Here is a 15,670-nt window from a genome sequence, read left to right as displayed (position 1 = left end):
TTGGACTTTTATCTTGTTCTGTATTACGGGAGATTTCCTCTCGGTTTTTGTGGTGATGTTGAATGACCAATCTTCGTGCTGCCCCGGTATGGCCGATCGGTGGTGGTGAAACGGGTGAGCTTGTGCGCCGCTTCGACTGGTCGAAGACATCGCTCGGTCCTATTTGCGAATGGCCGCAAAATCTGAGGCAAAAGGCTAATTCCGTCGTCAATTCCCCCATTCCGCAGGTGCTGATGTGGGGCAAGGATCACGTGATGATCTACAATGACGGCTATGCGGAGATCGCCGGCAATTATCACCCGCGGGCGCTGGGCGGAACGGTGCCCGGCATCTGGCCGGAAATATGGGACTGGAACAGCCGTATTCTGGAAGCCGGTTTTCGCGGTGAGGTCATGGCCTATCGCGACCAGCCGATGACGCTGATGCGACATGGCCTGCCGGAAGAGGTGATCTTCGATCTGTTCTACACGCCGATCTACAATGAGGGCGGCACGGTGGACGGCGTTTTGTGTACCGTGCTCGAAAATACCGACAAGGTGAAGGCCGTGGAGGCGCTGGAGCAGAGCCGCAAGGAACTAAGCCGGCTCACCAATGCCCTGCCCATTCTGGTCGGATATGTCGATCGTGACTACGTTTATAAATTCGCCAATGACGGCTATCTGGAATGGTTCGGCCGCCGCGCCGAGGAGGTGATCGGCCGCAGCGTTCCCGAAATCGTCGGCGAGGCGTTTTTTGAGGCGCGCAGGGCCTATCTGGATCGTGCGCTCGCCGGCGAGAAGATCGTTTCCGACACCGTGATCCGCAGGCCCGACGGCACCATGCGCGCCGCCGAAATCCGCTATGTGCCGCGCTATATCACGGATGGCTCCATCGATGGCATCTATGTGCTGATCATCGATATCGAGGACCGCAAGCGCTCGGAACAGGAAATCCTCATCAGCAACAACCGTTTCCGTGCGGCGGTGGATGCGGTGCACGGCGTGCTGTGGACCAACAGCGCCGATGGCAGGATGCTGGGCGAGCAGCCTGCCTGGGCGGCGCTGACGGGCCAGACTCCGGAAGAATATCAGGGCTTTGGCTGGGCGGACGCCGTCCACCCGGAGGACAGGCAGGGGTCTGTCGAAAGCTGGAACAGCGCGGTCGCGGAAAAGTCGACCTATGTCTGGGAACACCGCGTGCGCCGTCACGACGGCGTCTACCGCACTTTTTTGATCCGCGGCGTGCCGATTTTCGACAAGTCCAGCGCCATTACCGAATGGGTCGGCGTTCACACTGACATAACCGAGCAGCGGCGGGCCGAAGACACCCTCAAGGAACATGCCAGCAATCTCGAGCGCGAAATTCGCCACCGCATCCGGGCGGAAGAGCAGCTTCGGCAATTGAACGAAAGCCTTGAAGCCCGTGTCGAGGCGGAAATGGCGGAGCGCCGCCAGACCGAAAAGGCCCTGCAGCAGGCGCAGAAGATGGAATCCATCGGCCAGCTGACCGGCGGCGTCGCGCATGATTTCAACAATCTTCTGCAGGTGATCGCTGGCAATCTGCAATTGCTCTCCAAGGATGTGATCGGCAACGAGCGCGCCGAAAGGCGGCTGGAAAATGCGCTGGCCGGCGTCCATCGCGGCGCAAAGCTGGCTAACCAGCTGCTGGCCTTCGGCCGCCGTCAGGCGCTGGAACCGCGCGTCATCAATATTTCCCGTTTTGTGACCGGCATGGACGATCTGCTTCGCCGTTCGCTCGGTGAGGCGATCGAGGTGGAGGTCATCACCTCGGGCGGTCTCTGGAACACCTATGCCGATCCCAACCAGGTGGAGAACGCGCTTCTCAATCTCGCCATCAATGCGCGCGACGCCATGGAAGGGCACGGCAAGCTGACCATTGAAGTGGGCAATGCGGTGCTCGACCGCGATTATGCCCGCAAGCATTCGGAGGTTTCGGCGGGGCAATATGTCATGCTCGCCGTCACCGATACCGGGTCGGGCATGTCGCCGGAGATCCTCGAAAAAGTCTTCGAGCCGTTCTTTTCGACCAAACCGGAGGGCAAAGGCACCGGTCTCGGCCTTTCGATGGTCTATGGTTTTGCAAAACAGTCCAGCGGCCACGTCAACATCTATAGCGAGGTGGGGCAGGGCACGACGGTGAAGATGTATCTGCCGCGCTCCGCCGCCGATGAGGACCGGGAAGTAGTGATGCCGACCGGCCCCGTGGAGGGCGGAACGGAAACCATTCTTGTGGTGGAAGATGACGAGGAAGTGCGCAACACCGTCGTCGAGACGCTGAGCGATCTCGGTTACCGGGTGCTCACCGCCCGTGATGCGCAGGCCGGTTTGACGGTGGTGGAAAGCGGCATTCCGATCGATGTCATCTTCACCGACGTGGTAATGCCCGGGCCTCTGAAAAGCCGGGAAATGGCGCGCCGCGCGCAGGAAAGGCTGCCCAACCTCGCCGTTCTCTTCACTTCGGGTTACACCGAAAACTCCATCGTGCATGGCGGCAAGCTGGATGCCGGGGTGGAGCTTCTCTCCAAGCCCTATACGCGCGAAGCGCTGGCACGGCGCATCCGCCATGTGATTGCCAACCGCAAACAGGTTTCTTTGGCGAGAGCGCGGCCGGCAGCTGCGCCGGGTTATTCCAAGCCTTCCGAACCGGTGAGGACGGTCGAAAACGAAAACCGGTCCATACGCGTCCTTCTGGTCGAAGATGACGAGCTGATCCGGATGAATTCGACGGAGATGCTGGCGGAGAGCGGCTTTGCCGTCGTCGAGGCCGGAAATGCGGCTCAAGCGCTGAAGGTGATCGAGGCAGACCGCATAGATGTTCTCGTCACCGATCTCGGTCTGCCCGACATGAAGGGCGGCGAGCTGGCGGTGGAGGCTCTGCGCCGCAAGCCGGGGCTTGCCATCGTGTTTGCGACGGGCGACAGCCATTTGCCGGAAGGGGCGCCCGAAAGCGCGGTGCTGCTCACCAAGCCCTATGACGAACAGCAGATCGTTTCGGCGGTCGAACAGGCCCATACGGCAAAGAGCGCGGTGGCGGAATAGTCCGCCCGCCGCTTTGTTGCCGGCTCAGTAACCTCTGATCATGTCAACCGTTTCCGGCAGCCTGCCGGTCTCGCGCCATGCGCGGACATTGCCCGCGACGATCCGGGCCGAACTTTCGCGGCTTGTCGGGGCGGAAATATGCGGCAGGACCGTGACTTGCGGGTGCTGCCAGAATGGCGAAGCCGTAGGCAGCGGCTCCTGTTCGAAGACATCGAGAACGGCATGCGAAAGGCGGCCGTCATCGAGCGTCGCGATCAGGTCGTCGGCGACGATGACCGCGCCACGGGCGAAGTTGATCAGCGCCGCCCCCTGTTTCATTGCGGCGAGACGGCCGGCATCGAGAAGGCCACGCGTCGCGTCGGTGAGCGGGACGAGGCAGACGAGAATGTCGCTTTTTTCCAGCAAGGCTTGCAGCCCGGCATCGCCGGTCAGCGTTTCCACGCCTTCTATCACCTTGGCCGAGCGGCTCCAGCCGGCGACGTTGAAGCCGGCATGGGTGAGGCGTTCAGCTGCAGCGGTGCCAAGCGCTCCAAGGCCGAGGAGACCGATGATCATCTCGCGGGGATGGCGATAGTCCAGCTCCTGCCAAAGGGCCTTTTGCTGGTTTTCACGATAGGCCGGCATGTCGCGCTGCAGATAATAGGTCCACGCCAGAACGGCTTCGGCCATCACGCGGGAAAGCTCCGGGTCCTTCAGCCGGACGATGGGGGGAGCCTTGTCGCCCAGCTCCAGCACCAGCCGCTCGACGCCCGCCCACAGGCTGTGAACCCATGTGAGGCCCGGAAGCGCGGCGATATCGGCGGGATCGGGATTGGCGACGATGGCAAAATCCACTGCCTGTCGCTGTTCGTCCGTCAATTCGGAGAAGGAGAGGATGTCCTCCTGCGGCATGGCGGCGCGCAGCGCCTGTTTCCAGACGGCTTCCGTTTCCGCATTCATCCGTGAAACAAAGGCGATGGGTGATGGCATGGGACTGATCCTGCTTGCGATTTTAGCTTTACGCCATCAATGCGCAATTTCGGGGGGCAATACCATGGGTTTATCGTTCGAATCTTCCACAGAATAAAACGGCCCGGTTTTCACCGGGCCGTTTCACGATTACGCCTCTTCCTTCACCGGCGGCTTCGCATCGCCGTAATAGGCCGAGAATTTCTCGTGATAGTGCTCCGAACCGCCGGGGCCGGCATAACGCTGCAGTTCCGTCATGTCGGTCTTGTTCAGCACGATGCCGAGCGTCTTGTTAGCGATCTGCGGCTCGTTGGCCATCAGGTTCTGCACCATCTGGATCGGCGTCTTGCCCCATTCGGTGACGAAGACAAAACCGTCCACCTGCGGTGCAAAGGCCTTGGCATCGATGACGGGGACGACAGGCGCCAGGTCGACGATGATGTAATCGCAGGCCTCGCGCGCCGAGTCGATGAATTTGCGCATGCCGGAGGAGGACAACAACTCGCTCGAATGGGCGAACTGGTTGCTGGTCGAAACCGGCAGGATGCCCATTTTCGTGCGCGTATCGACCTTTACCGCCTGCGTCCACGGAATTTCATCGAGCACAACTTCCACCAGACCGGCGGATTGCCGCGTCGTCAGCATGCGGCTGAGGCCGGGATTGCGGATATCGGCATCGACGACGAGGGTGCGCTTGCCGGTGGAGGCGATCAGACCGGCGAGATTGAGCGCCACGACCGACTTGCCCTCGTTCGGCAGGCAGGAAATGACGCCGATGACCCGGCATTGACGTTCCTGAATGACGACATCCGCGGTCAGCTTCACGTTGCGCAACGTTTCCGCGAAACTGGAGCGCGGGCTGTCGACGGCAAGGCGCAGCATTTTCTGGAACGAGACCTGCCCGCTTTCGTCAAGCGTGGCATGTTCGCCGCCGGGGGTGGCGGCGCTGGTGCCGGCCTTGGCGTTTTCCACGCCTCTTTCCCCGATGAAGGGGAGGTAGCCGAGAAAGCGCATGCGCAGATTGTCACGCACGTCATTGCCGGTGTGGAAGAAGCGGTCCCGGAACTCGAGAAGCGCCGCGATACCCCCGCCCAGCATCAGGCCGAGAACGACCGAAAGCGCCATGGTCATGGTCTTTTTCGGACTGGAAGGCGATGTCGGCAGGCCCGCTTCGGAGATGATGCGTGCCTTGGCGATCGGCAGTGACTGCTTTTGCGAGGCTTCCTCGAAGCGGCCGAGATAGGACTGATAGAGGGTGCGCAGCGCCGTGGACCGCTGTTCGAGTTCACGCAGCTGCACCATGGTGATGTTGGCTTGAGAATTGCGACCAGCTACCTTGTCGATACTGTCACGCAACGACTGCACGCGCGAATTGGCAACGTCGACCTCGTTCTTGAAGCTGCCGGTCAGCTGCTGCAATTCCTGGAAGATTTGCTGCGAAATCTCTTTTTTCTCGGCGTCGAGCGCGGCCGCCTGCGGATGGTCGGCGCCGAATTGCTGGACGATGCCGCGCTGCCTGTCGGAAATGGTGATGTAGCGCTTGCGCAAATCCTGAATGACCGAGTTGTCGGTATCACGGGCCGACACGACGGCATTGTCGACAGCTGTCTCCGGCCCGCGGTCGATAATCGACTTGTACTGGCTGTAGCGGGCAGAGGCAGTAGCTGCATCCGCCTGTGCGGAAATCAGTTGGCCATTAAGATCGGCAAGCTGGCTTTCCGACATAAGCTCACCGCGTGAGGATACGATATTGTTGTCAGACCTGTATTTCTGAACTGCAAGTTCGGCTGCCTGGGCGCGCTGGTTGAGGTCGGTCATGCGTTCCTGCAACCATACAGAAGCGCGCTCGCTGGCGTCGAAATTGGCGTTCAGCTGTTCGGTGAGGTAGGCCTGTGCATAGGTCTTGGCGATCTGCGCTGCCAGCTGACGGTCGGTCGAGCGGGTGGAAATCGCGATGACCGAGCTGCGGCCGACACGTTCCACCGTCAAGGACTGCTGCAGCACGGCGGCGGCCTTTTCGCGGCGTCCGGCGCGGATTGCGGCTTCGGAGACGGGCGGATCGCCCGGCAGGACGAGATCAAGGATACCACGCACGGAGGTTTTGACGAGTTCGACCGGCGACATCGGCGGATTGACGATGATGTCATTCTCGTCGAACTTGGCCTTGTCGACCACTGTCAGCGCCATTTCCTTGGATTTCAGAATTTCCACGGCGCTGGCGATGCGGTTGTCGACGATCTGGGCGGCGGGCACCGGCGATTCCTCTTCCGCATAACGGGAAAGGCTTTCATCCAGCAGCACCTGCGTCATCGCGGTGTAAACGGGGGTCGCAAGCACCAGATAAAGGCCGGCCAGAACCACGGCGGCAATGACGGAGGCGGCAATGACATTAGCACGACGCACCACGGCGGCCCACAGGCGGTCGAGGTCGATGAACGTGTCGGAATCCTTGCCGGACTCCGGAAAACCGATATTGGATTTAAAGGTCTTGTGGTGCATGGACCTACCTTGTGAATTAAAAATGGTACGCGGGAAGCCGAATAAACTCGCCTTCCCGCCCCCCGTTATTGGTGCGCCGGCCGCCTCCCCCGGCGGCGCGATTAAAGTCAGGCCGCCTGGACGCGGCTTTCGTGGTTCGCCACCAGTTCCTTCACCGAAGCGAGAACCTGGGCTTCCATGTCGGCGCGCAGCAGCGAGAAGGCGACGTTTGCGGCAATGAAGCCCTGCTTGCTGCCGCAGTCGAAGGTGCGACCGCTATATTTCTGCGCATGGAAAGACTGCTTTTCCGCAAGCCGCCTCATGCCGTCGGTCAACTGGATTTCATTGCCCGCGCCGCGCTCCTGCTTGGCGAGAATATCGAAGATTTCCGGCTGCAGGATGTAACGGCCATTCAGGTAATAATTCGAAGGCGCCTTGGATGGTTCCGGCTTTTCGACCATTTCGGTGACCGCAAAGCCGTGATTGACCTTCTGGCCGACGCCGACGACGCCATAGGACGACACTTCTTCCGGCAGGCATTCCTCGACGCCGAGAATATTGCCGCCGACTTCGTCATAAAGCTCCATCAGCCCGGCAATGCAGCCGCGTGCGCCATAGGATACCATGTCAGGCAGAAGCAGCGCGAAAGGCTCCTTGCCCACCAGTTCGCGAGCACACCAGACGGCGTGGCCGAGACCAAGCGGCACCTGCTGGCGCGTATAGCTGACGGTGCCGGCGACGGGCAGCATCTTTTCCAGCTGCAACACCTGCACGGTCTTGCCGGAGCGGGTCAGCGTATTGATGAGTTCAGGCGCGCTGTCGAAATAGTCTTCGATGGCGGTCTTGTTGCGGCTCGTGACGAAAATGATGTGTTCGATACCGGCCTGCATGGCTTCGTCGACAGCATATTGCACGACCGGACGGTCGACGATCGTCAGCATTTCCTTTGGCATCGCCTTGGTGGCGGGCAAAAACCGCGTGCCGTTGCCGGCTACCGGAATGACGGCTTTTCTGACAGTTTTGTTCAGGTCCATCGCGTTCTCCTTCATCAAGGTTTGATCTGTCCCCAGTCCCCGCGCAGATTTCGTCTACGCGTAAATTTCACGAAATCTGTCTTTTCACCCCTGTATTCGCTCCGGGCGCAAACATGGCGTCCCGCAGCCTCCTCAGCCGCACTGCAATCGGCATTCTTAAGTGCCCCAGCACGGCAGGATCTCGGATTGTGGTCTTCAAGGCGCCCAGTACCGAGCGGCTCTTGATGTTTTCCACCAATGTCAAAAAATTATGCGCCAGCCGCAGGCTGCGGGCTCTCGCCTGCTGCGCATCCATGGCGGCGGGCAGCAGAGTGTAATGGCTCAGGAATTCCTGATCCGCCCGCATCATCGCTTCGACGTGATGAAGTTCGAGCACGCGCGAAATCGAGCCTTCGCGGATATTGTAAATGTAACCCGGCTTCGGTTCGATGGCGCAGAGGCCGCCGGCGGCGAGCGCCGAGGCGAGCAGGATATAATCCTCGCCGATGCGGATATCCTCGCGGAAGCGCAGTGCCTCGCTATTGAGGAAATCGCGCCGGAACATCGGTTTCATGTAGCCGAAATTGAAGGTGGAGCGGAACAGGATGTTGGAGGAAATGAAGTCCTCAAGCGTGAGGGCGGATCGTTCCTCCAGAAACTCTTCCGGAAACATCGTCTCCATCGGCCTGCCGTCGGTATAGACCACATCGAGATTATCGACAGCGATGTCAGCATTGGCGACCTCCGCCCGGCACATCATGCAGGCGGAACGCTCCGGGCGGATGACGTCGTCGGAATCGAGCACGGCGATCCAGCGTCCCGTCGCGGCCTCGATGCCGGCATTGCGTGCACCACCCGGACCGCGGTTTTCTTCGAGCGCAAGCAGGCGGACGCGCGGATCGATGGCGGCAATCGCCTCAACGAAGGGGATGGTATCGTCGGCGGAACGGTCATCGACGACGATGACCTCCAGCGTCACACCCTGCTGGTCGAGCGCGCTTTGAACGGCGGCTTCGATCGTATCGGCGGCATTATAGGCGGCGATGACGAAGCTGATATCGGGCGGGGAGGTGAGATTTTCCATCAGGTCGCCTCCACAGCGCCATACTGGCGGATTTCGCGCACACCGAATGCGCCGCTCATCGAACCCATATGCAGCGCGCCACGCAGCGCATAACGGTTGCGGCGCACGGCGTTGAAGCCGTTCAAGGCGGCGAATACGCCACAATACAGCACTTTCGAACCTGCCTTCAGCACCTGAACCACACGGCGTGCGCCGGGTTTCTTTTCAGCCAGCACGCGGCCGTGGGTCTGGCCGGAGCGGAAGCGGCGTTTGGCCAGCCACATGAAGCTTGCCCGATTTTCCGGAACCGGCTCCGACAAGACGGCGTCTTCAGCAAAGACAATACGGCCGCCTGCGGCGTGGAGATGCGAGAAGAAATGGGTGTCCTCGCCGCCGCTCTGGCCGAGCGCCAGCGCGAAGCGCCGGCCCTTGACCGAGGGCGCATCCATCTTGAGCAGCGTGTTGCAGGTATAGCCGGTGATGATCTCGCCATTGACCCACACCGGAACTGTCGAGTGGAAATCGCCGCGTTTCATCCAGCCCGGCGCATTGTCCCGGTAAACCGCCGTCACGGGGCCGAGGACGGTTTCCGCACCGGTCTCGTCGGCTTTTTCCAGAAGGGCGGCCAGCCAGTGCGGCGGAGCGGTCTCGTCATCATCGATAAAGGCCAGATAATCCGCGCTGCATTCCGACAGGCAGGCATTGCGGGCAATCGAAATATTCGATTTCGGGCAATGAACATAGGTGATCTCGAAGGGGGCGGTTTCACGCAGGCGATCGACGCTTGCCTTGGCGCTCGGCTCTTCATCATTATCCGCCACAATCAGGCGAACTTTCACGCCTTCCGGCACATCCAGCTCGAAGAGTGACAGAAGTGTGGCGACGAGCGCCGGGCGTCTGTAGGTGCAGATGCCGATATCGACGGTCTTGAGATTTTGCGTGCCGGTGACGGTGTTGTCGGTCATGAGACAGCCTTTCTTCCCCGGAATTTCAGGAGTTCCAGCCAGAAGCCGGTGGACCAGGCCAGATGCATCACCATCGCCGAAAAGGCGGCGAGCGGGCCGTATGGGTTTTGCTGACCTATTGCCATCCACAAGCCATAACCCACACATGCGGCGATCCAGAGGCCGAGCGGAATAAGTGCGGCCCAATGCACGAGCGACAGTAGCGCGAGGATGAAAACCGGCAGGACGGCGAGCGGAATCATCTGGCGGATTTTCGGGATCGAGCGATGTTTCAGGAGGTTCTTTGCCCGGCCACGGCCATAGGCGAGATATTGCCTGAACAGCGGCATGACGCTTGCGCGCGGATAATAGGTCATGCGGGTCTTGTCGGTCATCCAGAGGCGGAAACCGGATTTGCGCAGCCGGAAATCCAGTTCGGCATCCTCGTTATGGCTGAAGCTCTCGTCATAACCGCCCACCGCATCGAAAGCGGCGATCCGCATCAGCGCGTGGTGGCCATGGTCTATCCAGTGGCCTTTGGCGCCTTCGCGGTGCTTGGAGCCGCCATTGCCGAGCTTGGAATTCTGGGCGATGGCCGTCGCCTTCTGGAACAGGCCGTGGCCGACCGTATCCATGGCGACGACGACGGAATCCGCGCCGGTGCGCTCGGCGTCCTCGATCAACCGCTGGCAATAATCATCGGGATAATCGCCATGGGCGTCGATGCGGATGAGGTAATCAAAATCCTCGCCGAAGGTGGCGACGGCAAGATTGATGCCGGCGCTCTGGATGCGCTTCGGATTGGCGAGAAGCGTGACGCGATCGTCCTTTGCGGCAAAGGCGGAAACGATATCGCGGGTTCCATCCGTGCTGCCGCCATCGGCGACCACGATGCGGAAGAGACGCCCCTGCATCGCATCGGTAAATTTGACAAGCAGCCCCTCGATCGTCTTCGCCTCATTGAGGCAGGGTATGACGATCAGCGTTCTGATGCCGGAATGACCAAGACCTTCCATGATTTGCCCCCTACGCACTACACGGGTGAAAACTGCGCTTCGCGGGCGTGGCCGGAGGCGGATTTGGCGAGAGAGGACAAGTGCTGGACCAGCTGACGGCAATCGTCGCGGTCGGTCAGCCATTGTTTCCTGTCTGTTGTCGAGAGGGTGTTGAAGGCGTCCGCATAGATTTGCGGGGTCATCTCCGCAAACAGAGCGGCAAGATCGTCAGCGTCGGCATTCTGCAGGACAAAGCCGATACCACGCTTTTCGATGAAACGCGCAGTTTCCGTGCCGGCAAGTGCAATCGGCAGGGTGCCATAAAGGCAACCCTCATAAAGCCGGTTGGGCAGAAGCCAGCTCGAATTCTGGCCTTCCTCGAAAAAGTCGATCGCCCAGGTGAACTGCACCTCGTTATAGATGGCGGCGAGGTCCTCGGGGTTCTTGTAAGGCCCGTGGAAATGCACATGCGGGGCGGCGGCTACGAAACCGTCGAAATCTGAAAACTCCGAATAGGCCGGCCGGCCGCGCAGGATGATTTCGACCCTGCCTTCCATGCGTCCGGCAAATTCGGCAAGGATTTCAAGTGATTTGCGGCAGCGAAGCGCGCCGAACCAGCCGATTTTCCACGGCTCGCCGGGGGCGGGCGGGCGCGGTTGCGGGGCGGCGGCAACGGCGGTGTCAAGCGCCAGCACCTTGTTTTCCTGCAGCAGGACGGGAAGGTCGAGGCCGGACACGGGCTTGAAATAATGCTCCACAAAGGCCGGAGAACTGGTGATCAGCAGTTTCGCGTCGCGGGCGAAATAACGCTGGGCGGCGTTCAGCATCTGCCCGGGCTTGCCCTTGTTGAGAAGCAGGCGGTGAATGTCGAGACATTCATAAACCAGTGCCGGCTGCCCGGCATAGATCGACATGGCCCGCTTTGCCAAAGCCAGCATTTCCAGGTTTCTGGCAAGAATGACATCGGGCGCGGGGATGTCGTTCAGGGTTTTGCCCAGCGAGAGGCTGGCTTTCGCCACCGCCGCCATACGCTGCAGAAACTGCCCGTCGGCGGTTTCCCCGAGCACAACGGGCACGACGCCTTCAATCTCCGCCAGCCGGTTCTGCCCGCGCCGGAAACCGGCCAGCGTGACCCGTGCCCCGCCCGCAAGCAAGGTCAGCACCCGCCGACGAATGGCGGGGTCCGACAGATCATGCGCGAGATAAAGAACATGGGTCATGCAGGGTTCCGGTTGGTTTCATGCGTCAGAGACGCCGCAGCTTAGGTTTTGGTGCAAAAAATCGGAGCGGTTCAAAAATGCGGTCAGTTAAGGGCGCAGGCGATGGACTCGGGAAACTGGCATTTGTCACCGAGCGCCGTGAAGGCAAACCGGTCAACGATCATTTGTGATGGTCCCGCATAGGAGAACCGGCCCATCCAGTCCTTCAGCGTGTCGGTACCCCACAGGCTGAAGAAAATCTTCTGGGCGTTCTGGGGGATTTTCGTCTCGTCCGTCACTTCATGGACGAGCTTGCCGTTGACGTAATAACGCAGGCGCTGCGGCTCCCAGACGAAGGCGTAGTCGTTGAAGCCGGCATCGGCGCCGCCTTCCACAGGCACCAGCTTCTCATTACCGCCCTTGGCGGAAATATACTGGTTCAGCTGCACCTTGCCCGTGTTCTTGCCGAGAACCTCGAAGTCGATTTCATCGTGCGGCTTCTTGTCGGTCGGGCCGATATAGGTGAAGAAGGCGGAGTTCAGGCCGGAGCCGGTGGCGGCCTTCATCCGTGTTTCATAGGTGCCGTAGCGATAACGCCCCTTGGTCTGGATTTCACCGCAGGCGAAGTTGCGATCACCGGCCTTGGCTTCCTCGAAACCGAGCGTGAGCTGGCCGTTTTCCACCGTTGCCAGCTTCTTCGACCAGGTGCAGTTCTGATGCGCGCCGTTGTTCCAGCCGTCGGAAACGTACCAGAAAGATCGGTCCATGGAATCGAAGTTCTCGATGAAGGACGTGCCGTTGCCTTCCTGCGCGTGGATCGGCGTTGCAAAAGCTGCGGCCGAAAGGGCCGTGGCAAGAAGAATGCGTGTCTGAACGCGGGTGACAAATGTTGTCATTGGTTCACCTCTGTCGTTGCGAATAAAGTGTTTCGGATGTGGGCGGGCCGATCATGGAGGCCCGTTTGGTCGCAAAATCGGTCATCGTCTTGCGTTTGCCGTTGCGGCTTCCGGTGAGCACGGAATAGACGGCCGGTAGATATTTCCGCGTCTGCGCGTTGCTGATGATCAGAATGACAAAGGCGGAAAGTGTCGCGGTGATATAGAAGGCGGGATAGAAGTCCGGCCCGCCCTTGTTCCAGACCATCCACATGATGACGAGCAGGGGATAGTGGGCGCAGAATATCCAGAAGCTCAGGCTGCCGGTTTCGGCAAGCCGCTGGCCAAGCCGGCTGCGGATCAACAGCGCGGAGGATGCCCAGAAGCCGAGCGCGCCGAAGACGGCAAGCAGATTGCGCGACATGTTGAGCCAGAAGGTGAATTCCGGCCCGGTGAGATAAAGTCCCGTCGCCAACATGGCCGAGGCGACAAAGGTCAGCGCCATGATCGGCACGGCGTAGGGGTCGAGCGCCTTGACGTCGATACGGTGGAGGGCAAGCGCGATGCCGAGCGAGAAGCTGAAGAGAATGGATTTCTTCTGGACGATGAAGATCGTCAGGTCAGGCATGGCGGTGATGAAGAGCAGGATGGCGAGGGTCGGCAGGGCAAAGCGGCGCATCAGAAAGGCGAGCACCGGCGACAGCAGGATGCAGACGAACAGGTCGCGCAGGAAATAAAGCGGCACATTTACCGGCAGCTCTTCGAGTGCGGTTCCATGGCTGATGATTTCACGCGGGCTGGCATTCCACAGATCGGGGAAATACCCGATGCCGACATCGAAGAGCTGGATCAGCAATACGGCCGCAAACAGCGCGCCATTCCACAGAAGGAAAGGCAGCAGCACGGTTTTCGACTTGGAGCGGATCGTCGCCGGATAATCGAACCCGCTCATGCCGCGGCGAAACAGCAGATAGCCGGAAATGGCGCTGAGACAGGGAACGCCGATGCGAAACAGCGCATCGCCCAGAAAAACCCGCAGCCAGTCGAAGAAGCCGTAAAGGCCAAGAAACGGGCTGGTCTCGGCATCGTGCGGCACATGGACGAACACGATTCCTGATATCAGCAATATGCGCATCAAGTTGATACGGGAGGATAGGTTCTGATCGACAGTCACATCAGTCACCCCTATTGGGCGGCGTCCACCCACGCCGCGTTGCAACCAGAGCGAACGTAAGCCCGCACTGGAAAGTCTGGTTTCGACTTTGGGATAAAATGTGGCGACGCGGGAAAAACACAAGATTAGATTTTGCGGGTGAATGTCTGGCGTCAGCGCCATTTCTTTGCCGAATAGAATTCAAATTATTGAAATAACTGTAATTTTTGTAAAATCACACATCGTTAAAAATCGCTGAAGCGTGTGAATTTGTCATTTGTCGTGATGTTGCGCTGCAAAAAGACGAGTGACTTGACCTCGCCGCGGTGAATGAAAACCTCGCGGCGAGGGCGCTTAACGGCGGAAATGAGGCGCATTTTTCCGCTATATTTCTAACCTTGGGTTGCAGTATCCCGCATACGCCGCGATTTGACCATGCCTAAGATTTTCCCAAGCAGCGCGCGTTCGGTTAGCAGGATCAGCACCCCGTAGATGACGCCGCCCACGGCTGCGCCGATGAGAACCTGAAGGGTGGCACTGGGAATGCGCTCAGCCAGAACGTGAAGCAGATAACGTACCGCAACGGCCATCACCAACGCCGCGATCATCGGCCTGCTGCTGACATAAAGGCCGCGGAAGAACGGTGTGTCGCTCGCCTTGAACACCGCCCAGGAATAGGCGACCAGCGTTACCGCATTGACGATGCAGAGCCAGACCATGGCGTCGATCAGCGTGCCGTAAAGTGCTGCGAGCCACACTGCCGCCGTGGTGACGATGGCGCGGATGGTCGCCGACCAGAACAATACGCGGCCGTAACCTGCACCCTTCAGGTAGGGGATGAAGGTGCTGCATGGTGTCAGAATGGCCTTCGATAGCGCCAGCAGGCCGAGAACCGGCCAGGCATAGGCCCAGTTCTGCCCGAAGATGACAAGCATGGCGGGTTCGGCCACGGCCCAGAGGCCGAACATCATCGGCGCCAAGAGCACGGTCAGAACCTGGGTGCTGAACATCAGCGCATCACGACGGCGCTGCGGATCGTCCATCATGCGGCTGAAGGCGGGAAACAGAACGCCCATGACGGCGGACAGAACCACCTGATTGGGAATGCTGGCGAAACGATTGGAGGCGGAATAGGCGCCGGCATCCGCCAGACCCAGGTGTCGGGCAATCACCACCATCGGTGACTGGAAGGTGACGAAATTGGCGATTTCCGATCCCATCAGCCCCGAACTGAAGCCGAGAAGCGGCACGAGACGGCGCGGTTTCATGATAAAACGCGGGCAGTAGCGGGAAACGGCATAAAGCCCGACAAGCCGGATGAGGGCGGCGGCGAAAAGCTGGATGATGAGCGCCCAGACGCCGAAGCCGAGAAGGGCGAGCGCCACGGCGACAACCGCGGCGATGCTTTCCGACGCCATGCTCCAAAGCGCGTCCTTGCTGAAATTCATGCGCCGGGCGAGCAGCGAATAGGCGACATCGCCAGCAAGCTGCAGCGGAATGAGGAAGGCCATGATGCGCAGCAGATAGGCGCTTTCCACTGCACCCAGCAGCCCGCCGAAAAACTCCGCCCAGATGTAGAGGACGGCAGCCATGGTGCAGGAGATCGCCAGATTGGCCCAGAAGACGGTATGGATCGTTTCCATATCCTCTTCCTTTTCGACGATGAGGGCAGAGGTGAGCCCCGCGCCGGCGATCATGGTCAGAAACTGTACAACCGTTAGTCCTACCGCCACGACCCCGAATTCCTCCGGGGAAAGCAACCGTGCAAGAATGGGGACCGTGACAAATTTAAGCCCGAATGTCCCTGTTTTTGATAAAACGCTCCAGCCGACATTCGTGGTGATGGTCTTTACATTTGGCGCTGGGGGCATACAAGCATCCTGTTTCTGGAGGCCGGCGGGAGGAAGCCGGTTGGGAGTTGCCGATACCATCGGGGCCGCTTTTAGGATCGGGCCCGACACTTC

11 protein-coding genes are annotated in these 15,670 nt (G+C 59.9%); 1 reads left to right on the top strand and 10 read right to left on the bottom strand.

Translation table 11 applies throughout. The annotated features are described in order from the left end of the window. The first annotated feature begins 62 nt into the window (after positions 1-62). Complete coding sequence (locus DA915_RS26495) at positions 63-3,038, top strand: PAS domain-containing protein (RefSeq protein WP_107677767.1); 2,976 nt, start codon at positions 63-65, stop codon at positions 3,036-3,038. A gap of 24 nt (positions 3,039-3,062) precedes the next feature. Here DA915_RS26495 and DA915_RS26490 read toward each other — a convergent pair whose 3' ends face one another. From DA915_RS26490 to DA915_RS26445, 10 genes are all read right to left on the bottom strand, one after another. Further along, positions 3,063-4,007 carry a glyoxylate/hydroxypyruvate reductase A gene (locus tag DA915_RS26490; RefSeq protein WP_107677766.1) on the bottom strand — a complete coding sequence of 315 codons (945 nt, stop codon included), beginning with the start codon at positions 4,005-4,007 and terminating at the stop codon, positions 3,063-3,065. 129 nt (positions 4,008-4,136) lie between these two features. Continuing rightward, positions 4,137-6,485 (bottom strand): polysaccharide biosynthesis tyrosine autokinase, encoded by a 2,349-nt coding sequence (locus DA915_RS26485; protein ID WP_003508505.1) that lies wholly within the window; start codon positions 6,483-6,485, stop codon positions 4,137-4,139. Positions 6,486-6,592: 107 nt separating this feature from the next. Continuing rightward, positions 6,593-7,498: a UTP--glucose-1-phosphate uridylyltransferase gene (locus DA915_RS26480; protein WP_003508507.1), complete on the bottom strand. Its 906-nt coding sequence runs from the start codon at positions 7,496-7,498 to the stop codon at positions 6,593-6,595. A 67-nt stretch (positions 7,499-7,565) separates the two neighbouring features. Then, on the bottom strand, positions 7,566-8,561 hold the full coding sequence (locus DA915_RS26475; RefSeq protein WP_107677765.1) for a glycosyltransferase family 2 protein: 996 nt from the start codon (positions 8,559-8,561) through the stop codon (positions 7,566-7,568). Beyond that, positions 8,561-9,505, bottom strand: a complete 945-nt coding sequence (locus DA915_RS26470; RefSeq protein WP_060723807.1) for a glycosyltransferase family 2 protein — start codon at positions 9,503-9,505, stop codon at positions 8,561-8,563. Before DA915_RS26470 ends, DA915_RS26475 begins: the two co-directional genes overlap by 1 nt. After that, the gene (locus DA915_RS26465) at positions 9,502-10,500 is read right to left on the bottom strand and encodes a glycosyltransferase family 2 protein (RefSeq protein ID WP_060723808.1); all 999 of its coding nucleotides are present in this window, start codon (positions 10,498-10,500) and stop codon (positions 9,502-9,504) included. Before DA915_RS26465 ends, DA915_RS26470 begins: the two co-directional genes overlap by 4 nt. Positions 10,501-10,517: 17 nt before the next feature. Continuing rightward, a complete protein-coding gene (locus tag DA915_RS26460) occupies positions 10,518-11,699 on the bottom strand; it encodes a glycosyl transferase family 1 (protein WP_065695332.1) in 1,182 nt (393 codons plus the stop codon). 83 nt (positions 11,700-11,782) lie between these two features. Further along, positions 11,783-12,574, bottom strand: coding sequence for a glycoside hydrolase family 16 protein (locus tag DA915_RS26455; protein WP_003508517.1), 792 nt, complete (start codon positions 12,572-12,574; stop codon positions 11,783-11,785). Positions 12,575-12,578: 4 nt separating this feature from the next. Further along, positions 12,579-13,727, bottom strand: coding sequence for an acyltransferase (locus DA915_RS26450; RefSeq protein ID WP_077998598.1), 1,149 nt, complete (start codon positions 13,725-13,727; stop codon positions 12,579-12,581). A gap of 371 nt (positions 13,728-14,098) precedes the next feature. After that, the gene (locus DA915_RS26445; RefSeq protein ID WP_107677764.1) at positions 14,099-15,577 is read right to left on the bottom strand and encodes a lipopolysaccharide biosynthesis protein; all 1,479 of its coding nucleotides are present in this window, start codon (positions 15,575-15,577) and stop codon (positions 14,099-14,101) included. Between the last annotated feature and the right edge of the window lie 93 nt (positions 15,578-15,670).

The organism is Agrobacterium sp. LAD9 (genome assembly GCF_003031125.1).
Lineage (GTDB): Bacteria > Pseudomonadota > Alphaproteobacteria > Rhizobiales > Rhizobiaceae > Agrobacterium > Agrobacterium radiobacter.
Note: the sequence above shows the minus strand (reverse complement) of the source record. Positions and strands in the feature narration are given on the sequence as shown.